The organism is uncultured Desulfovibrio sp., assembly GCF_902477725.1.
GTDB lineage: Bacteria > Desulfobacterota > Desulfovibrionia > Desulfovibrionales > Desulfovibrionaceae > Desulfovibrio.
Map to the genome: position 1 here is coordinate 129,822 of NZ_CABSIF010000008.1, position 19,817 is coordinate 149,638.

Below are 19,817 nucleotides of genomic sequence, written 5' to 3' on the forward strand. Positions count from 1 at the left end.
GCGTCGGTTATCTATCAATCAACCTGCAACCATGTTCTTCTCGAGGTACTTATGGCTCATCTCGAAACTACTGAACAAGCCTTGCGTAATCGTGGTGTCAGCCGTCGAGATTTCATGAAGTTCTGTGCGCTCACAGCCGTTGCCATGGGCCTTGGCCCCGGGGCGGATCTAGCAATCGCGCAGGCTCTCTCTACCAAACCGCGCGTCCCGGTGCTCTGGATTAACGGTCTTTCCTGTTCCTGTTGCACCGAATCATTTTTGCGCACAGCCCACCCGCTGGCGACCGACATTGTGCTCTCGATGATCACAATGGACTATCAGGACACCATCATGGCCGCCGCTGGAGATCAGGCCAATGAGGCGTATGAAGAGGCCATCAAGAAGTACAAGGGCCAGTATATTCTCGCTGTTGAAGGCAACGTGCCGCTCAACGGTCAGGGCATGTACTGCATTGATGCTGGCAAACCCTTCTATGAAAAACTCAAGGAAGGCGTGGAGCATGCCAAGGCCCTTGTGGCCTGGGGAACCTGCGCCTCGTGGGGCTGCGTGCAGGCGGCTCACCCCAATCCAACGGGCGCTACCCCGCTGCACAAGCTCTTTCCCAACAAGCCGCAGCTAAAGGTTCCCGGCTGCCCGGCCATCCCTGAGGTCATGAGTTCAATCCTGACCTACATTATCACATACGACCGCCTTCCCACCCTTGACTCGCAGGGCAGGCCGGAAATGTTTTACGGCAAGCGCGTACACGACCACTGCTACCGCAGGGCCCATTTTGACGCGGGCGAATATGTGGAATCGTGGGACGATGCGGGCGCGCGCGCTGGCCTGTGCCTGTACAAGATGGGCTGCAAAGGCCCCACCACCTACAACGCCTGCCCTTCCACACGATGGAACAACGGTGTCTCATTTCCCATTCAGTCCGGGCATGGCTGCATCGGCTGCTCGGAACAGAACTTCTGGGATCAGGGCTCGTTTTATGACCGCATCACCACCATTCCGCATCTCGGCACCAACGCAACGGCTGAAACCGTGGGCGTAGCCGCTGTGGCGGGCGTGGCCGCGGGTGTTGCCGTGCACGGCGTTGCCAGTATGGTGCGCCACGCAGGTAGCAAGAACACCAAGAACTCCTCCGACACCGACTCCAACAACTGAGGAAATACCCCATGGCATACGAATACACTACTTCTCAGGGTTATGCCGTTAAGGACTCGGGCCGCCGCGTGGTTGTAGACCCCGTTACCCGTATTGAAGGACACCTTCGTTGCGAGGTGAACCTTGACGACAGCAACGTCATCACCAATGCGGTTTCGTGCGGCACCATTTTCAGAGGTATTGAAATTATCCTCAAAGGCCGCGATCCGCGCGATGCATGGGCCTTTGTTGAACGCATCTGCGGTGTCTGCACGGGCACGCATGCCCTTTGCTCCGTGCACGCGGTGGAGGATGCGCTTGGCATAGAAATACCGGACAACGCCAATATTATCCGCAATATCATGCACCTGTGCCTCATGTACCACGACCATCTGGTGCATCTGTACCACCTTGCGGGTCTTGACTGGGTGGACGTTGTGTCCGCCGCCAAGGCTGACCCAAAGGCCACTTCAGAGCTTTCGCAAAAGCTGACTCCCTGGCCAAATTCGTCGCCGGGCTACTTCAAATCCATCAAGGATCGCCTCACCCGCGTTATCGAGTCCGGCCAGCTGGGCATTTTCACCAACGGCTACTGGGGGCACCCTGCCTACAAACTGCCGCCCGAAGCCAATCTGCTGGTGGTGGCCCACTATCTGGAAGCCCTGGATTTCCAGAAAGACATGGTGCAGATACACACCATCTTTGGCGGCAAAAACCCGCACCCCAACTGGCTGGTGGGCGGCGTACCCTGCTCGCTGAACCTTGATGCGCACGGCGCAGCCGACGTTATCAATCAGGAACGCCTGGAACTGGTGCTGCAACTTATTGAGCGTTGCCGTGATTTCGCGCAACAGGTTGTCATACCCGACACCCTTGCGCTGGCCGCCTTCTACAAAGACTGGCTGAACATAGGTGGTGGGCTTTCCAAGCTTTCCGTGCTTGCTTACGGCGCAATCCCCGACATTGCCAACGACTACTCGGACAAAAGCCTGCTGTTGCCCCGTGGCGCCATCATCAACGGCAACTTCAACGAAGTGCTGCCCGTTGACCTGCGCAATCCTGAAGAAATTCAGGAATGCGTGGCCCACTCCTGGTACAAGCCCTACCCCGGCGGCAAAACCGGTCTGCACCCCTTTGACGGCATGACCGAACCCAACTACGCCCCCGGCCCCAATATCAAGGGCACGCCCACTGACCTCAAGCAGGTGGACGAGCGCGACAGATATTCGTGGATCAAAACGCCGCTCTGGCGCGGGCACCAGATGGAAGTGGGGCCGCTGGCCCGCCTGCTGGTGGGCTATGCCAAAAAGGACACCGAGATCAAGGGCCTCATTGACGAATTCCTTGGTCAGGCAAAGGCCCCAGTTTCTGTGCTCCAATCCACCCTTGGACGCATTGCAGCCCGCTCGCTGGAGCTGGCATGGTCTGCCGACAAGATGCGCTACTTCTATGACAAGCTTGTGGCCAACCTCAAAAACGGCAACCGCGCAACGGCCAACACCAAGCTGTGGAAGCCCGAAAGCTGGCCCACCGGCACCCTGCGCGGCGTTGGCTTTACAGAAGCTCCCCGCGGTGCGTTGGGGCACTGGGTCACCATCAAGGACAGAAAGATCGAGAACTACCAGTGCGTTGTTCCCACTACCTGGAACGGTGCGCCCCGCAGCCCCGATGGGCAGCTCAGCGCCTACGAGGCATCGCTCATGGGTACCAAGATGGCGGTTCCCAACCAGCCCCTTGAAATCCTGCGCACCCTGCACAGCTTTGACCCCTGCCTGGCCTGCTCCACGCATATCATCGGGCCGGATGGATCAGAGCTTATATCGGTGCGGACAGACAACTGCTTCTAGCGTTCGGGCAAGCCGAGACGCGGAATACAAGCCTTCCGCCGGGAGAACGTCATGAGCGAACAACATCTTCTGCCGCAACTGCCAATGGGCAAAAGCATATACGTCTATCAACTGCCCATTCGCATCTGGCATTGGGTCATGGTTGCCTGTGTCATTGTGCTTATTGTCACTGGCTACATTATCGGTAAACCCTGGCTTTCCGTCACTGGTGAGCCGTACGAAACCTTTTACATGGGCTACACCCGCATGGCCCACTTTATTGCGGGATTTGTGCTGATTATTTCAACAGTGCTGCGCTACATATACGGCCTTGTGTGGGGCAACCGCTATTCGCGCGAGCTTATCATTGTGCCGGTGTGGAGCAAGGACTGGTGGAACGACCTGTGGCAGGACGTGCGCTGGTATCTGTTCCTGAACAAGGAATGCGCCGCGCATGTGGGGCATAACCCGCTGGCGCAGCTGGGCATGGGCACGGGCATGATCTTCATGCTTGTCATCATGCTCACGGGCCTTGGCATGTACGCCCAGGACAGCCACGTGCCGTTTATCCGCTTTTTCACCTTTGTGCAGGACTGGATAAACAACTGGTTTGGCGGCAATGGGCAGATGACCCGCAGCTTGCACAGACTGGGCATGCTGCTGCTCATTACCTTTGTGACCGTGCACCTGTACATGGTCATACGCGAAGAAATCATGGGCAAGACCACCCTGGTTTCGTCCATGTTCAGCGGCTTCCGCGAACGGCGCAAGCAGTAGCAACCTGATGTAAACTGAGAGTAATGTTTGGCGGCCCAACTGGGCCGCCAAACAGATAACAAATCAAGCCAGCGTGGTTTGTTGCCGCCAAAAGCGGCACTACTGCCGCAAAGGTGCACGGAAATCTCATGGAACAGATCGTCATTCTTGGTCTTGGCAATATTCTGTACGGCGATGAAGGCTTTGGCGTACTTTTGGCGCAACGGCTTTACGCCCATTGGGATTTTCCTGAAAACGTGGAAGTTGTGGACGGCGGCACCCAGGGGCAGACCCTGCTGACCTTTGTGGAAAGGGCTGACAAACTGCTGGTGCTGGATGCGGTTGATTTTGGGCTGGAACCGGGCGAACTCGTGCTGCGCGACAACGTACCGGCATACCTGACAGCGCAAAAAATCGGCCCGCACCAGAACAGCTTTTCGGAAGTGATGGGCCTTGCCGCCCTGCGCGGCACAGCTCCTGAGCACTGTGCCCTCATTGGCGTGCAACCGGCGGCCATGACCCTGGCAGCACCTCTGTCCACTCCGGTCAGCGAAAGTTTTGAAGCAGCGCAAAACATGGCGCTGGATGTGCTGCGGCAATGGGGCATTGACCCTCAGTTGCGGGCGCAACCACGCCACCTTTCCGCTGCAGTTCTCGACAGCCTTGTTCAGGGCTGCGTGTAAGGCGCATAAAGCAGCAGGGCTGAGAGGCAGCATGGGCGTAACAAACGTCTTGCCTGGCTGCCCTGCAAGGGCAGTCCTCTTACAAATTTGTAACAATCTGTTCTATCAACCAGAAGACACGCGGGCTAATTAACGCAAGCCCGCGTGTCTTTTATTTTTTACCTGCAAGGCGTATGGTCTGCGCCATCACAAATGCGGAGGACATATGGCTCGGATCAACATATACACGCAGCAGATCACGGTTGGGCAGGATGATATCGACATGCAGCGCCGCGTCAGCAACCTGCGCTATGTGGCCTGGATGCAGGATGTGGCTGTTGCGCATTCCGCGGTTTGCGGCTGGCCTATGGAGCGGTACGAAAGTATTGGCCAGGGCTGGGTGGTGCGGCAGCACACCATCACTTACAAGCGCCCGGCCTTTCTGGGTGATGTGATTACAGCCGCCACATGGATTGCATCCTACGCTTCGCGCCGCAGCCTGCGCCGCTATGTTTTTTGGAACGCAAAGGAAAAAGCCCTGCTTGCCGAGGCGGAAACCCAGTGGGTTTTCATTGATATGGCCAGCGGCAAGCCTGTCAGTGTGCCGGGCGAGCTACAGGAGTCTTTTCCCATAGTAGACGAAGATGCGCCGGGCGTATTCCGGCGCATGTGCGTATAACATTGCCCATAAACACAACAAAAGGCCGTGGAGTTTGCGAACCCCACGGCCTTTTGTTGTGTCGTATTCAGATTATTTAAAGAGTTCCTTTTCCTGCACCTTGCGGTCAATGCGGTCTTCAACTTCCACGCCTTTGGGCGCGGTAAAGGTGAAGTCTGATTCTTTCAGTGAAGTGTCGGGCTTGAACTGCGTAAAGCGCACGTCGTTGGAATTGCCGTAAAAGTCAATGATGCTGGCCCTGCGGATGTAGCCGGTGGAAGGCTCAACCCACAAAAGCGCCTCAACCATCTGCGGGGCGGGTTCCTTGGGGTAAAGGTGCAGCTTGGCGAGGCCGTTTTCCTGCCCGGCTTCCTTGACGTCAAAATCCTTGGTCAGCGCGGCCTGCCCGGTGATGACCTGAATGATGGTGCGTGAATCGCGCACAAGCTCCAGGGGGTAGCGGTAGGCAATTTCTTCATCCGCAAGATAATCCCAAATTTCCTTATGCGTTACCACAAGGGTTTCTTCATGGGGTTTATCTGTCTGCCAGCGGATGAGCAGGGGCTTCTGGAACAGCAGGCTGCCCTGCCGTTTCTCCACCGAGCCGCTTTCCTTATGGGTCAGCGTTTGCTCAAACGTGGCGGAAAACGTGCGCAGCTTTTCATACCGCGCCTGGATGGTCGCCGCTATATCCGCAGCCTGCGCGGCTGAAGCCACAAGAAGAACAAGCCCGGCTGCCAGGGCTAGCATGCCATTTATGCGCATAACACCTCCACGGCATAAGCCGCCAGTTGTGCTGTTTGATTTATTTGACCACAGCGCGCGGCTTGCTGCCGTCTGCCGGGCCGATGATGCCGTCGTGCTCAAGCTGTTCAACCAGGCGCGCAGCGCGGTTGAAACCAATCTTGAAGCGGCGCTGCACCAGCGATATGGATGCGCGCCCCTGCTCGCTCACAAAGGCCTGCACTTCGCCGTACAGAGGATCCTGCGCGGCATCGCCGCCTCCGCCGCTGCCGCCGCCACTCACAGAGTCCAGCCCCCACTGGGCAAAGTCCACCTTGTAGGAGGGGCTGAGCTGCCGCTTCCAGTAGCCCACCACTGCCTGCACCTCTTCATCGCTGAGGAAGGGGCCGTGCAGACGCTGCAAGCGCCCGCCGCTGGGCTTGAAGAGCATGTCGCCACGGCCAAGCAGATGTTCTGCGCCCACCTGATCAAGGATGGTGCGCGAATCGTGCTTGGACGTAACCTGAAAGGATATACGGCACGGAAAGTTCGCCTTGATAAGCCCTGTCACCACGTCCACACTGGGGCGCTGAGTAGCAAGGATCATATGAATACCGGCGGCGCGGGCCAACTGCGCAAGACGCACGATGCTGGTTTCCACCTCGCGGGCGGCGGTCATCATGAGGTCTGCCAGTTCGTCAATAACGACAACAAGATATGGCAGAGGCTCAAGGTCGGCAAAATCCGGCGGCAGATCATTCTTGCAAGCGGCCAGCTTCTGGTTGAACCCGGCCACGTTGCGCACACCAAGACGCGCCATTGCTTCGTAACGGCGATCCATTTCGTGCACGGCCCAATCAAGGGCGTTCTTGGCCTCGTTCATTTCTGTGACCACAGGATGCACCAGGTGCGGTTCATCCGCATACACGGCCATTTCAATGCGCTTGGGGTCAACCAGCAACAACTGCATATCTTTGGGCTGGGTGCGGTACAGCAGGCTGATAAGAATGCCGTTGAGGCATACGCTCTTGCCCGCGCCCGTGGCGCCAGCCACAAGCAGATGCGGCATGCGCGCGAGGTCGGCCATTACGGGCTTGCCCGCAATGTCCTTGCCCAGAATCATGGTCAGGGGGCCGCACCCTTTGCGGAAAGGCTCAGAAGCAGCAAGTTCCCTGAAATTGACGGTTTCGCGGTTGTCGTTGGGTATTTCAATACCCACCGTATCCGTACCGGGAATGGGCGCCTGAATACGCACGGCAACGGCCTTGAGGGCCAACGCCAGGTCATCGCTGAGGTTGGCGATGCGGCTCACGCGGATGCCGGGGGCAGGGCGCACCTCGTACATGGTGACCACAGGCCCGGGCGTGACATGCACAAGCTCGCTCTGGATGTCAAAATCCTTGAGGCAGGCAATAAGGGCCTTGCCCCGCGCCTCGCGGTCTTCCTTATTGTTGTTGCCCGGCATTTTGACAGGAGGGGCCAACAGCTCAAGCCCCGGCAGCGGAATGGCGGCCTTGCGGCCTGTCATGCCAGAAAGCAGCCCGGTCAGGCCACCCTGCTTTTTGGGGGCTTCGGCAGCAGGGGCGGCAGCACTTGCTGCTTTGCCGCCAGTATTCGGGGCAGAAGCGGCAGGCGAGGCAGCATGCGCCGCGTCATCCTGAGCCAGATCATGCGCACCATCGTGCACAGGATCATGGGCCGGGGCATTACCCCCCTGTTCGTCAGCATAGGCCACACCAGCAGAAACCGCAGGCGAAATGGGCATGCCGTTGATGTCTACCGCCACGGCAAAGGGATCGTCAGCATCCATTTGTGCTGCCGGGCGTGGTGCCGCTGCCTCATTTGCCTGCGCTCGGGCCGCTTTGGTCTTTTGTTCTTCAAAGACATCAGGCAGCGAGTCAGCCGTGGGCTGAATGTTGCCAAGGCGGTCGCGCCAGCGCTTCCAGAATTCCATGGAAGGCAGACGCAGATCAAGCAACGACCAACGTCGTTTGCCGTCTTCGCCTTCTGCGGGGCTTTCTGCAACAACAGGCCCGGTTGCGTTGCCTGCACGGGCGGCAAGCCGCGCCTGCGCCCAGTGCAGCACACGCGCCGCCACATTGAACCAAGAGATATTGCCCGCAAGCTGCATGCCCACAAGCGCCACAAATATCCAAACCAGGGCAGACCCGCCAGGGCTCAGATATCGGCTGGCATTGAGATGCAGGGCATTGCCCACCATGCCTCCGCCCCACATGTCACCAAGGGTGATATCCGAGGCGGAGCCAATGACAAGCAGGCAGACGGTAAGCAAAAAGAAGCCAAGCCAGCGCGACCAGTGCAGACTGTACGAAGGAGAAACGTAGGCCGCCCCCAGCGCACCGAAAACCAGTGGGCAGAGATAGGCGGCCACGCCAAACACATCGTTAAGAAAACCTGCAGTGTACGCGCCGAAAAGGCCAGCCTTGTTCTTTACCTTGACAACACCGCTGACCACATGGTTAAGGCTGGGGTCGTTGGCGTCAAAACTGAGCAGGCTGAGCAAAAGCAACAGCGCCCAGAAGATAAGAAAAAGGCCAAGAAGCTCGCGGCTGAATTTATGGGCGTCCGTAGGGCTACCCTCCCGAACCGGTCATCATTCCCGGCCCAGGTATTCCTTGGTGCGCGTGTCAACCTTGATGCGATCGCCTTCGTTGACAAAAATGGGCACCTGAACCGAAATACCGGTTTCAAGCTTGGCAGCCTTGGTGACGTTGCTGACAGTGTCGCCCTTGGCGCCGGGCTCGGTTTCAACAACCGCAAGCACAAGGCTCAGCGGGATGTCGATATCAAGGGGGCTGCCCTTGTACAGCAGCACGCGGCATTCCTGACCGTCCTTGAGAAAGCCTTCCTTGCCATCAGTGGTGGTGATGTGCATCTGGAGCTGTTCGTAGGTGGTCATATCCATGAAGATAAGGTCATCATCCTGACGATACAGAAACTGCATGTCGCGGGTTTCCAGGTCGGGCTTGTTGACTTTTTCGCCGGAACGGAAGGTTATATCCTGCATGCGGCCAGTAAGGATGTTGCGCAGCTTGGTACGAACCATAGCGCCACCCTTGCCGGGCTTGAAATGCTGAAAATCAACGATTTCGTAAGGGGTGCCTTCGACTTCGATCTTCAGACCCTTGCGAAAGTCTGTGGTAGAATACATTTGTCCTCCTAAACATGTCGCCGCAAAAATGGCGCAAACGGGCGTAAGGCCGATCATTTGCCAACTGCGGCAAGAGCGGCTACCTTATACGGAAGTTAGCTGAAAATATCAGCCCTGAATTGAAAATATTTGCTGAAAGATGCTTGCTTGTCAAGACACAAAGTTAAAGTATCACATGAGGTTTATTATGAATCCCGTTCTTACCCTTGAAACTACAGCCTATACTCTTGAGCAGCTCATATCTCTGCCCGTGGCGCAGATAGCCCTTGCGGGGCGCTCCAATGTGGGTAAATCATCGCTTATCAACGCCCTGGCTGGCCGCAAAAAACTGGCAAAAGTCAGCTCCACGCCCGGCAAAACCCGCTCGGTAAATTATTACCATGTGACACCCCATGACTTTTATCTCGTTGACCTGCCGGGTTACGGCTATGCCCGCGCAAGCCATACGGAACGGGAAAAATGGGCGCGCCTGCTTGAGCGGTATCTGGTGGAATGCACAAGCCTCAAGGCCTTGGCCCTGCTGCTCGACAGCCGTCTTGAACCTCAGAAGCTCGACAAAAATCTGGCGTCCTTTGCCCGCACCAACGGCCTGAATATTGTGCCCGTGCTGACCAAGGCAGACAAGTGCAGCCAGCGGGAGCGCGCCAACCGCCAAAATGAATGGCAGGAGCTGCTCGGCACCCGCCCCATCGTCACGTCTTCCAGCAACCGTTACGGCATTGATAACCTCTGGCGCGCGCTCGTTGAAACAGCGGTTCCCCAGCGTCTGGCCCCCGGCGCACTCAATGCCGCAGACGCGGAAGCTGAGCCGCATGATGGCGCTATTGCTGAGCAGGAGCCGCAGGAACAGGCTGAAAATCAGAATTGATTCACAGCAAAAAATCTGCCTGCTCCACTTTTGCCAAAGGCCGCGTACAGAGCGGAATCTCCAAAAAGCAAAAGGATTACGGCGCTGGTCACAACAGCGCCGTAATCAAGGCTGAAATCGGCAGGCTGTTGCGCTGAAAGAGCGCGGCGGCGCGGTGATTTTATTAAGCCACATGCCCGCCAGATGCACTTGGACTGTTATGCCGCAGGGGTATTTGACACAACTGCCGGTTCCATGTGGATGCTCAAGCGGCCCAGCTGGGGCACTGCGGCACGAATGCGCTTTTCAAGGCGCGTACAGACGTTGTGCGCCTCTTCCACGGACAGCCCCACACTCACATTGCAGTGGAATGAAATGCAGACTCCCTGCTCCGGCAGCACATAAGTAGAAAACTTGTGCGGCATGGCCGCCAGAGGCTCATTTTCCACTGCTGCCTTGATTTCACGCCATGCCATCTCGGAAAAAGGCACGGAAACCGAAGCGCCCGGTTCCAGCGCAGCGCTTGGAGCCTTGGGCTCCATGTGGCTGACGATCTCAACACCCGGCAATGCATCCCGCAGTGTGTCCTCAAAGGCCTTGACCCGCGCGTACGCCCGGTCAAAGGGCATCTGGCCCGGCAGTTCAACGTGCAGCTCAATATGGCAGGCGCTGTCTGCGCTCAAAACATGCACATCATGAACCGCAAGGCCATGCTCAGATGCGGCAACCTGCACCAGGGCAAAGGGATTGTTTTCATCAATGCGGCACGATTTGCGAGGCTCCACGTGCACGGTCACGTCCGCACCAGGTAGAACGCCGGACACAGCTTCTTCAGCCTCATGCGCGAGGCGGTGCCCATCACTTACCTTCAGGCCCGGTGCAACGCCAACAGTCAAATCCACAAAGCTCTGCGGCCCGCTGGTGCGCACACGCACACGCCTGACCTCGGAAATGCCCGCGATCTTTCGCACGGCGACCACAATGGCTTCGCTCGCCTGTGATGAAGCAGAATCCATCAGCATATTCACAGCATCCGAGGCCATATGCATGCTTGCCCGAAAAATAATTGCAGCCACAAGCAGAGCCGCCACCGTATCTGCCTGCGAAAGGACGCGGCTTATGGGCTCAGGCAGTTGCAGGGCCTGTGCAAGCCACACGGCCAGCACCCCCACAAGCACGACGGCAGAAGAAAGAATATCTGTGGAAAAATGCAGGGCATCAGCTTCTAGAGCCTGGCTGTTGAAGTTTTTGGCAACCCGCCGCAAAACACGTACCCGGTTGATGTCAACAGCCATGGAAATCGCCATGACGCCAACACCCCAAAGCGAAGGCACAACAGGGCTTGAACCTGAAGTGAGGCGCTGAACGCCCTCGTAGACCACCCATACGCAGGTGGCGAATAAAAGCACCGTCTGCGCAAGAGCCGAGAGGTTTTCGGCCTTTCCATGCCCGTAAGGGTGCCGTGAATCAGCAGGCTTGGCTGAAATTCTCACCGCAGCAAGGGTAAGGGCAGCCGCCAGCAGATCAAGCCCGCTGTGCAAGGCTTCAGACAATATGCCAAGGCTGTTGGTATACAAGCCGACCGCAAGCTTGATGCTGGTAAGCCCCAGTGCCGCGAGCAGCGACAACATGGCTGCGCGGCTTTTTTCGCTGGCACCGTTATCCATAACGTTCATGGCGAGTTTCCTACAGAAAGATTACTATGCAGAATTTGCGCCGTTGGCGCGTGTTGCGCGTCAACCGCAAGCGTATTCAGAATATTGCTAAGGGGCAATGTGACACAAACCGGCTGTTTTTTGCAAAACAGCCGGTTTGTATTAATCTGACAACCTTCAGAAATAACCGTTACGGATTGTTACAGCCAGGTAAACCACCGCTTCCAGCTGCCTTCACGCTTTTCGCGAACTTCCTGCGACTGCGCCTCACGATAGTTGTGATAGGCAGCGAGGCTCTTTTCCTTGGCATGATCGGCAACTTCAGGCACATCCTTGAAGTTTTTCATAATGTATTCGTAACGATGCCAGGCCGGACCGTACTTTTTCATGTGCCAGAACACATCGGCAATATACAGTTCGTGTTCGGCCATGAGCTGACGGCACGTGCGCATGTGTTCTTCCGCGCTCTTGGAATACGGAGAGTCGGGGAAGGTCTGGCGCAAGCGGTCAAAGTAGTCGTAAGCTTCCTTGAGTTCTGTGGTGGCCCTGTCGATGGAGCGGAACTGCTTCATGAGCGACATGCCAGTCTGGTACAGAACATAGGGAATAGCTTCATGGCGAGGATGCAGCGACTCGAAATCTTTGTAGGTTTCGGCAGCAAGCTCATATTCCTCGTCAAGGAAGTAGGCATCTGCAAGCGACAGTTCCGCATCAACCGTGTACGGGCTGAAGGGATACGTATCGCGAAGTTTGTTGTACAGCTCCACGGCGCGCACGTAGTTTTTCTCACTCATGGCGTCATTGGCGGCTTCAAAAACCTCCTGGGCGGTGTCTTCCGCCGGCGGCAGGTAGATCATATCAATGATGCCGCAACCGGAAACCGCAAACATGCTTATGACAAGCAAAATGGAGCGAAGCAGTTTTTTATGCATGGAGCTGTTCCAAAAATACAAACGCCGCCTGCGCGGCTGTTGCGCCGTCACCGGCGGCAGTGATTACCTGACGACAAAGCTTGGAGCGAATATCACCGGCTGCGAAAACGCCCGGAATGCTGGTGCGCATTTCCGTATCGGTGATAATGAAACCTTGCGCGTCACGTACGACCTCTGCGGGCAAAAAGCCGGTGGAGGGTTCATATCCCACGTAGACGAAAAGCCCGTCTACGGGCAAATGACGTTCCTCTCCGGTCTTCAGTTCCTTAACCGTCAGACCTGTCAGCTCGTTTTCGCCGTGCAAACGGCTCACAACGCTGCTGCGCAGGATCTCGATCTTGTCGCCATAGGCGTCAAGCTTATCCTGATAAATCTTGTGCCCGCGGAATTCATCGCGGCGATGGATAAGATAGAGCTTTCCCACAATCTTTGCAAGATAAAGCGACTCTTCCAACGCCGAATTACCACCGCCTACAACCGCCACGGTCTGATTGCGAAAAAAATTGCCGTCGCAGATGGCGCAATAGGAAACGCCATGACCGCGCAGCCGGTCTTCGCCCTCAAGTCCGAGCGGCTTGTGGTGCGCTCCGGAACAAACAATGACCGTCTTGCCGATATAATCCACGCCTCCGGCGCGAACAGCAAAACGTCCAGCCGAACCGGTTACGGATTCAACAGCTGCAGCTGGCCGGTCAACATCAAGGCCGGTCAAATGCGCTTCAAAAAGATCCGCTAGCTCATAACCCTTAATGCCCTTGGGAAAACCGGGATAGTTTTCCATGGCCTCAGTCTGCAAAATCTGGCCACCCGCTGCCAGTTGCTCGGGCATAAGCACCGAGCAACCAGAGCGGGCCAGATACATTGCTGCCGTAATGCCAGCGGGGCCGCTGCCTATGACTACGGCATCATATTCTTTCATGCCAGAGCCTTTGTATCAATAAGGTCTTTCAGGGCAGCCTTGGTGACAGCTCCGGTGATCTGCTCTACCGTTTCACCCTTTTTGAAAAGGACAAGAGTCGGGATAGCGCGGATGCCAAACTTGGTGGGCGTGGCCGGATTTTCGTCCACGTTCATTTTTACGACACGCACCTTGCCATCATACTCAGTGGCCAGTTCGTCAATAATGGGGCCAACAGCGCGGCAAGGACCGCACCAGGGAGCCCAAAAATCGAGCAGAACCGGAAGATCGGACTTGAGCACAACGCTTTCAAAGGTGGCGTCAGTGACCTGTTCAGCCATAACTATCTCCTTACGTTGCTTTGTATCGCTCCACGGCCACTATTGGCCTGTGACGCGAACAGAAGCGCATTTAAAGTGTATGCTTCTGTATTGACTAAGAGTAGATACCAATGTGCTCTCTGTCAAGACAATCTCTTGTTTTGCATGGTCTCTTGACACTTTCAGCACAAGCTACACAACATGTCATCGGGTATGATTTTGCCACGGGGTATGGTTTCCATACGCAAATCATGACTGAAACCCCGTGCGCCCAAGAGCCATCCAGCATGGGCAACCATTGCGGCATTATCGGTACATAACAGGGGGCCGGGGATATAAGCCTGGCCTCCCCTGCCTTGCATGAGCTGTTCAATCCGTTCACGCAAGAGTGAGTTGCAGGCTACCCCGCCCGCCATCAGCAGTGTTGTAACACCGGGGTTGCGGTCAAGCGCCCGAGCCATCTTGGCGCACAAGGTATCCACAACAGCCAGATTGAATGAAGCGCAATAATCTTTAAGCGCTTGCGGCGCATGGGCAATATCTGTCAGCGGACGAGGCCATTCCTGCCCCGCCAACTGATGCGCGGCAAGGCCCGTTGCGGCGGTCTTGAGGCCGCTGAAGCTGAAATCCAGATTGTCATTATCAAGATAAGGCCGGGGAAACATGGTTGGCGTGGCATGCCCTGCCCTGGCCAGAGCATCCATAAGCTTGCCGCCAGGATAAGCCAGACCCAGGAATTTGCCAACCTTGTCAAAAGCTTCACCAGCCGCGTCATCAAGAGTGCGCCCAAGGAGGCGGCAATCCCAAGGCGATTCAAGCCGGTAGATGTGCGTGTGCCCGCCCGACACCAGCAAACCAAGGGCTGGAAAATGCAATTTCTGCTCCAGCCCTACTGCCAGAAGGTGCGCATGCAAGTGGTTGACCCCAAGAAAGGGTTTGCCAAGGCCAAGGGCCAGCCCTTTGGCAAAGGCAACGCCCACCAGCAGGCTGCCAAGCAGGCCTGGGCCACGCGCCGCTGCCACAAGATCAATATCAGAATTGGCCTTGCCGCTGCGCCGCATCAGTTCGTCAAACAGCGCGCCCACAAAGCGGTAATGCTCGCGCGAGGCAAGTTCCGGCACCACTCCGCCAAACAGGGCATGCACATCGGCCTGGCTTGCAAGCACGGCATCCACAAGCCGCCCGTCTTCAACCAGCGCCAATGCGGTTTCGTCGCAAGAACTTTCAATTCCCAAACACAACATGCGGTTCGCCATTTACGGTCAAAGGCCGGTACAATAAGGCAGCCACCGCAACCCCGCGGGGGCTGCCGCAAAAGCTATCTGCCCGCGTGACGGGCGTAGATTTTTTCCACTGCCTCAACATCCAGCTTCGAGCCTATATACAGAGGCGTGCGCGCATGGAGCTTGTCCGGCACCCTTTCAAGAATGCGCCCATGCCCGTCGCTCGCCTTGCCGCCAGCCTGTTCTGCGAGAAAAGCCAATGGGTTGGCCTCGCACATCAGGCGCAGTTTGCCATTGGGCTTGTTGGCATCGGGCGGATACATGTAGATACCGCCGTTGATGAGCGTACGGTGAAAGTCGGCCACCAGCGCGCCCACGTAGCGCGAAGAATAGGGTTTGCCGTCCGAAGTTTCGCAACCGTGGAACCAGTTGACGGCATCGCGGGCTGGCGCATCCCATTTTTTCCAGTTGCCTTCGTTGACCGAGTAAATGTGCCCCTGCTCTGGAATGCGCATGTCAGGGTGAGACAGCAAAAATTCGCCCACACCGGGATCAAGGGTAAAGCCGTGCACGCCCTGCCCTGTGCTGAGAACCAGCATGGTAGAAGGGCCATACAGAATATACCCAGCCGCTACCTGCTTGATGCCGGGTTGCAGCACTTCATCCAGCGTTACCTCGCCGGTATGGCCTTCGGGCCTGCGCAAAATAGAGAATATGGTGCCGACATTGATGTTCACGTCAATATTTGTCGACCCGTCAAGAGGATCAAAAATAAGAATATAGTCCCCGCGCGGAAAATCCTTGCTTACGCGTACAAGTTCAGCTTCTTCTTCCGACCCCATCGCGCAGAGAGCGCCGCAACGCTCCATGCGATAAAGCAGGATGCGGTTGGCGATGGAATCCATCTTCTGCACATCTTCACCCTGAACGTTCACTTCGCCCGTGCCGCCGAGGATATCAAGCAGGCCAGCTTTGGCGATACGACGGGAAATGCTTTTTCCCGAAAGGATCAGGTCGTACAGAAGACCAGTAAACTGGCCCGTTGCCTGGGGGCTACGCTTTTGATGCAGCAGCAGGTGTTCCGTAACCGTGATGTCAGCCATTGGGGGCTCCTTACAACATCCAGAAAATTGAGAGGAACAATTGAGCCTTTACCCCTGAAAAGGAAAACCGCCAAGTTAGCAAAAAACTTTACGAATCTTCCGCCGCAACAAAATTGCATGACAAAACTGGTTGCCAGCGTGCGGACTTTTCAGGTTGCACATCTTCCAAAATACTTGCGCCGCCTCGGGGCGGCGCAAGTTTAATCCAGAATGCGTCAGTTCCGTGGCCCGAAGGGGCTTGGCCGCCCACCAGGCAGTGCCGCTGGCTCTTCGCCAGCCGGAGCTGCGGAATCAGGCTTGGCAGCTGCCGGGGCAGCAGCTGGTGCCGCAGCCGGGGCATCGGTCTTGCCGCTGCCTGCGCTGCCGGTGTCGGCAGGCTTTGCAGCGTCATCGCCGTCCTTGGGGCCAAAGGGGCTGGGACGTCCACCAGGCAAGGTAGTGGCATCGTCATCAGGCGCTATGCCAAGGCCGACAGGCGGCTTTTCCTTGCTCTTGGGTGCAGAAGCGCGAGGGGCGCGGTCAACAGAGGCATTTTCACCTGCAAGCTGACGTTCCTGCACTTTGCGGCGTTCGGCATTTTTACGCTTGAGCAGCATGCTGTCCTTGCTGCCGGGCTGAATGTCCGCCCCGCCAGCAGGCTTGGCAGAAGGCTGATCAGCTGTGGCTGTGGCCTGTTCAGGCGTAACGTCCACGTTCAGGCCTTCTTCAAAGCGGTTCTTGTTCTTGCGCACTTCGTGAGGCGGTGGGGTAAGCTTGGGGCGATCCTTCGGGAAGAATGCGAGCCCCTGCTCCACACTGCCATTGCCCTGCGGGAAATTGCCCGACTCGGCCACGGCAAAGACCAGAGGCACATTACCCAGGAAGCGCACATTATAATAGAAGGAGCCGTTCACGTTGGTGCAGGTGCCAGAAGTACTCTTTGCGCTCACTTCGTCCCAGTTCACGCCAGCAAGCGGGGTCGAGGCGAAATCATACTTTCCAGGCCAGAGCAATGCCTGCGGTGAAAGAATGACCACGTCCTGCGGCGTTTGGGAGTATTGCATGAGCGAACGCATATCGAAGTTGACAACAACAACACCGAGGAATTCCGTTCCGTCATAGAGCGGAGAAGCAAGCAGAATTTCAGGCCCAAAGGACGAGTTCTGCACATCGGCGCGCAGGGCGCGTGTGCTCTGCTTTTTGTCTTCGTAAAGCAGCGGAATGAAATCCAGCGGCTTCATGGGATTGGCAGGTTCCTGACCCAAAATGGTGCCATCGTACTTTACCCCTGCAAAACCACTGACCCAGGGAAAGGAGGTAAGGAAGGAAGCAAGCCACTCGCGCGTCGGCGGCTTATCGGCATTGAGCATCGTCCGTTCAAGGCGGCTCAGCTCAACGTCAATACCCATCATGCTGTGCGTGAGGGAAAGCGCCTGGGGCGAAAGATTGCCCTTTTCTTCAAAATCCACGGTGGCCGGGGGGCTCACATAGCTGTTCCACAACGACTTTGTGGATTTCCAGACGTTCTTGGTGGGCTGGTATGAACTGCAACCCGTTACAAGAGATGCAGCAAATGCCAGCAAAAAGAAATAACGCACATATGATTTCAACACAGTGTTCTCCCTCATTAACTGTGCGCCCTGGCTTCGACACGTTCAGCCAAAGCTTCAAGCATGCTTATCAGCTTGTCCTTGCCGCTGGCATGTTCTGCCGTAGCAGCGGGTTGGACAAGATCTACCGTCTGGGCGTTGCCCAGTCGCGCAGTCAACGTAGTAATGCGCTGACGCAAATCAGCGCTTTCTTCCGGATGTACCGCTGCGGCAGCAAGCTCATGGTAAATATCAAGTGCGCCCTTGATGTCACCCTGTTCTGCCAGCACTTCGGCCATAGAGCGGGTACGCAGCGAAAAACGCTCCTCCCCTTCATCTGCATCGTCTACAACAACAGCTTCGGACTGGGTGACCGGGGCAGCATATGCGGCATACGCATCTGCGCCGCGAGCCAGCATGGAAGGAGTGTCTTCCGATTCTGCTGGCAGGGCCTCATCGTCCGCCATGGCAAGATCAGGATCAAAATCAATAGGATCGTGAGCGTCAACGTCATCAATGTGAGCATCAGCATCAAGCGGGGCATCCGCGTCATGCATGGCGGTTACCAAGCCGGGAGCAGTTGCCAGAACGGGAGCGGCAACAAATTGCTCAGCCGCTTCTGCCACGGTCGCTGCAGCCCCAGTTACTGCCGGATTTGCAGCCGTTGATGTCGCTGCAAATGCCGCCTCATGTGCGGATGGGCCAGCAGCAGGGATGGCGGCCTCGGAACGCGCCTGCAAATTGGCCCCAGCGCCAGCAGCGACTCCAGCTCCAGACAGGGAGGCCAGCCCCTGGTTGATGACTTCGTGCAATGATACCGGGCCCTTTGAAAAATTGAGGGCCAGAAACCGCAGCACGGCAGCAGTATCAGGCGCATCGCCAGCAGCATTGATGCATGCGGCCCATGCCTGCCAAAAGCCTGCATAGGTAGAAAACATTTTTGTCAGCCTGCCCACCTGCTTTTCGCAGGCTTCGAGCCGATTGGCGGTGTGCAGCAGCTCTATGAGAAAAAGCCTGGCTTCAAGAAATTCCTCGTGCCGGGCAAGCCCCTGCTCCAGAATTTCAACGGCTTCATCTGTGCGTCCAGCCTCGGAAAGCAGACGCGCCAGAGGGAAAAAGACCTTGGAATTGGGCTCAAGCTCCAGGACTTCTTTATACCATTCAATTTTTTCCGTCATGGTTTCTGCTCCCGCCCCGTTTTCGCCACCTCGCCAAAAAGATAGAGCACCTCATTATCGCGAATATAGTGGAGGCGCTGACGAATGACTTTTTCCATATACTGGCTGTCGGACTGCAAAAGGCGAATTTCACGGCTCAGAGAGAGGTTCTCCGCATCGAGGCTTGCAATCTGCTTTTCAAGCTCGGCGTACTGGTGCTTGAGCTCTCGGTATTCAATAAGGCCGGTGGGCCCCCAGACCATGCGGGCAAAAAACACCACATTAACAAGGCCCAGCACAACCAGAATAAAGGTACGCCAAAACATTACTGCAGCAGCCGTTGAGGTTGAGAACCGTTACCCGCTGAAAGACGCAGTTCAGCCAAAAAAGTGGCCGTGGCCTTTTCAAGCCGCGTAACGTCTTCTTCCGCAAGGTTCATCTGGTCTACCTGATGCAGATAATCCTTGAGGGTGTTCAGTTCCTGATCAAAGTGACGGCCCCAGACCCCGGCGCGCATGTCGGGCTCCAGCTCCAGAATGGTCTGGATGCAGTTTTTCAGGCGGATCTGCAACGTACTCATGCGTTGTTCCCGTTAGCCTGCCTGTTTACGCGTGTTGCGGTAAAAATCATAGCAATAGTTGGCCCCTGAAACCACGGCCAGCACCAGCGCTATATAGAGCAGCACAAGGCCAAGCAACCGCAGATCCATGCCCCACAATGGATAATGCAGGGCAAGAGGCACAATGGCAAAAATCTGGAGCACAGTCTTGGCCTTACCGAACTTGTCGGCGGCAAGCACGATGCCCTCGTCAATGGCAATGGCGCGCAGGCCTGTGACCACAAGCTCGCGGCATACAATAATGATAACCACCCAGGCGGGCGCCCAGTCCAGCTTCACAAACATGATCAGCACCGAGCAAATCAGCACTTTGTCGGCCAGCGGGTCCAAAAACTTGCCCATGCTGGTGACCATATTGGAGCGGCGGGCAATATAACCGTCTGCCCAGTCGGTAAGGGAGGCAAAAATAAAGGCCAGAGTAGCCAAAATGCAGGTCATCGGGCCTTCAAAATAGAGCAGCAAAACAACCAGAGGGGTCATTAAAATGCGTAACAGTGTAATTTTATTAGCAAGATTAAGCATTCTTCCTCTCAGGCGCTCCGTGCGAATTTTTTAAAGCGTTACCAC

20 protein-coding genes are annotated in these 19,817 nt (G+C 56.5%); 6 read left to right on the forward strand and 14 right to left on the reverse strand.

All coding sequences use genetic code 11. The features are described 5' to 3' along the window. Nucleotides 1–51 precede the first annotated feature (51 nt). From RDK48_RS09285 to RDK48_RS09305, 5 genes are all read left to right on the forward strand, one after another. Nucleotides 52–1,152 carry a hydrogenase small subunit gene (locus RDK48_RS09285; RefSeq protein WP_298997381.1) on the forward strand — a complete coding sequence of 367 codons (1,101 nt, stop codon included), beginning with the start codon at nt 52–54 and terminating at the stop codon, nt 1,150–1,152. A gap of 11 nt (nt 1,153–1,163) precedes the next feature. Continuing rightward, the gene (locus RDK48_RS09290) at nt 1,164–2,978 is read left to right on the forward strand and encodes a nickel-dependent hydrogenase large subunit (RefSeq protein ID WP_298997379.1); all 1,815 of its coding nucleotides are present in this window, start codon (nt 1,164–1,166) and stop codon (nt 2,976–2,978) included. A gap of 51 nt (nt 2,979–3,029) precedes the next feature. After that, nucleotides 3,030–3,734 (forward strand): Ni/Fe-hydrogenase, b-type cytochrome subunit, encoded by a 705-nt coding sequence (gene cybH, locus RDK48_RS09295; RefSeq protein WP_298997377.1) that lies wholly within the window; start codon nt 3,030–3,032, stop codon nt 3,732–3,734. A gap of 128 nt (nt 3,735–3,862) precedes the next feature. Then, on the forward strand, nt 3,863–4,396 hold the full coding sequence (gene hybD, locus RDK48_RS09300; protein ID WP_298997375.1) for a HyaD/HybD family hydrogenase maturation endopeptidase: 534 nt from the start codon (nt 3,863–3,865) through the stop codon (nt 4,394–4,396). Nucleotides 4,397–4,601: 205 nt separating this feature from the next. Further along, complete coding sequence (locus RDK48_RS09305) at nt 4,602–5,054, forward strand: thioesterase family protein (RefSeq protein WP_298997373.1); 453 nt, start codon at nt 4,602–4,604, stop codon at nt 5,052–5,054. Between the two features lie 72 nt (nt 5,055–5,126). Here the strand turns inward: RDK48_RS09305 and lolA are convergent, their stop codons facing one another. The 3 genes from lolA to efp all read right to left on the reverse strand — a co-directional run bounded on the left by lolA (nt 5,127) and on the right by efp (nt 8,928). Continuing rightward, entirely contained in the window at nt 5,127–5,798 is a 672-nt protein-coding gene (gene lolA, locus RDK48_RS09310) for an outer membrane lipoprotein chaperone LolA (protein ID WP_298997371.1), read from the reverse strand. Nucleotides 5,799–5,838: 40 nt separating this feature from the next. Then, on the reverse strand, nt 5,839–8,280 hold the full coding sequence (locus tag RDK48_RS09315) for a DNA translocase FtsK (protein ID WP_374042258.1): 2,442 nt from the start codon (nt 8,278–8,280) through the stop codon (nt 5,839–5,841). Between the two features lie 90 nt (nt 8,281–8,370). Next, on the reverse strand, nt 8,371–8,928 hold the full coding sequence (gene efp / locus RDK48_RS09320) for an elongation factor P (protein WP_022658729.1): 558 nt from the start codon (nt 8,926–8,928) through the stop codon (nt 8,371–8,373). A gap of 187 nt (nt 8,929–9,115) precedes the next feature. Between efp and yihA the strand changes: the two genes are divergently transcribed. Continuing rightward, the gene (gene yihA / locus RDK48_RS09325; protein WP_298997368.1) at nt 9,116–9,796 is read left to right on the forward strand and encodes a ribosome biogenesis GTP-binding protein YihA/YsxC; all 681 of its coding nucleotides are present in this window, start codon (nt 9,116–9,118) and stop codon (nt 9,794–9,796) included. Nucleotides 9,797–9,993: 197 nt separating this feature from the next. Here yihA and RDK48_RS09330 read toward each other — a convergent pair whose 3' ends face one another. From RDK48_RS09330 to pgsA, 11 genes are all read right to left on the reverse strand, one after another. Further along, entirely contained in the window at nt 9,994–11,451 is a 1,458-nt protein-coding gene (locus RDK48_RS09330) for a cation diffusion facilitator family transporter (protein ID WP_298997366.1), read from the reverse strand. 179 nt (nt 11,452–11,630) lie between these two features. Next, entirely contained in the window at nt 11,631–12,362 is a 732-nt protein-coding gene (locus tag RDK48_RS09335; protein WP_192111853.1) for an outer membrane protein assembly factor BamD, read from the reverse strand. Beyond that, entirely contained in the window at nt 12,355–13,281 is a 927-nt protein-coding gene (trxB, locus tag RDK48_RS09340) for a thioredoxin-disulfide reductase (protein ID WP_240824401.1), read from the reverse strand. The genes RDK48_RS09335 and trxB overlap by 8 nt, the downstream gene beginning before the upstream one ends. Beyond that, on the reverse strand, nt 13,278–13,601 hold the full coding sequence (gene trxA, locus RDK48_RS09345; RefSeq protein WP_192111854.1) for a thioredoxin: 324 nt from the start codon (nt 13,599–13,601) through the stop codon (nt 13,278–13,280). Before trxA ends, trxB begins: the two co-directional genes overlap by 4 nt. 161 nt (nt 13,602–13,762) lie before the next feature. Next, complete coding sequence (tsaD, locus tag RDK48_RS09350) at nt 13,763–14,824, reverse strand: tRNA (adenosine(37)-N6)-threonylcarbamoyltransferase complex transferase subunit TsaD (protein ID WP_298997362.1); 1,062 nt, start codon at nt 14,822–14,824, stop codon at nt 13,763–13,765. A gap of 74 nt (nt 14,825–14,898) precedes the next feature. Beyond that, complete coding sequence (gene fbp / locus RDK48_RS09355) at nt 14,899–15,906, reverse strand: class 1 fructose-bisphosphatase (RefSeq protein WP_192111856.1); 1,008 nt, start codon at nt 15,904–15,906, stop codon at nt 14,899–14,901. A gap of 215 nt (nt 15,907–16,121) precedes the next feature. Continuing rightward, nucleotides 16,122–17,498 carry a hypothetical protein gene (locus RDK48_RS09360; protein WP_298997358.1) on the reverse strand — a complete coding sequence of 459 codons (1,377 nt, stop codon included), beginning with the start codon at nt 17,496–17,498 and terminating at the stop codon, nt 16,122–16,124. A gap of 14 nt (nt 17,499–17,512) precedes the next feature. Then, a complete protein-coding gene (locus RDK48_RS09365) occupies nt 17,513–18,652 on the reverse strand; it encodes a M48 family metallopeptidase (protein WP_298997355.1) in 1,140 nt (379 codons plus the stop codon). Continuing rightward, complete coding sequence (locus RDK48_RS09370; protein ID WP_240824406.1) at nt 18,649–18,957, reverse strand: septum formation initiator family protein; 309 nt, start codon at nt 18,955–18,957, stop codon at nt 18,649–18,651. Before RDK48_RS09370 ends, RDK48_RS09365 begins: the two co-directional genes overlap by 4 nt. Beyond that, the gene (locus tag RDK48_RS09375) at nt 18,957–19,211 is read right to left on the reverse strand and encodes a hypothetical protein (protein ID WP_022658717.1); all 255 of its coding nucleotides are present in this window, start codon (nt 19,209–19,211) and stop codon (nt 18,957–18,959) included. The genes RDK48_RS09370 and RDK48_RS09375 overlap by 1 nt, the downstream gene beginning before the upstream one ends. Before the next feature lie 12 nt (nt 19,212–19,223). Next, entirely contained in the window at nt 19,224–19,772 is a 549-nt protein-coding gene (gene pgsA / locus RDK48_RS09380; protein WP_192111859.1) for a CDP-diacylglycerol--glycerol-3-phosphate 3-phosphatidyltransferase, read from the reverse strand. Between the last annotated feature and the right edge of the window lie 45 nt (nt 19,773–19,817).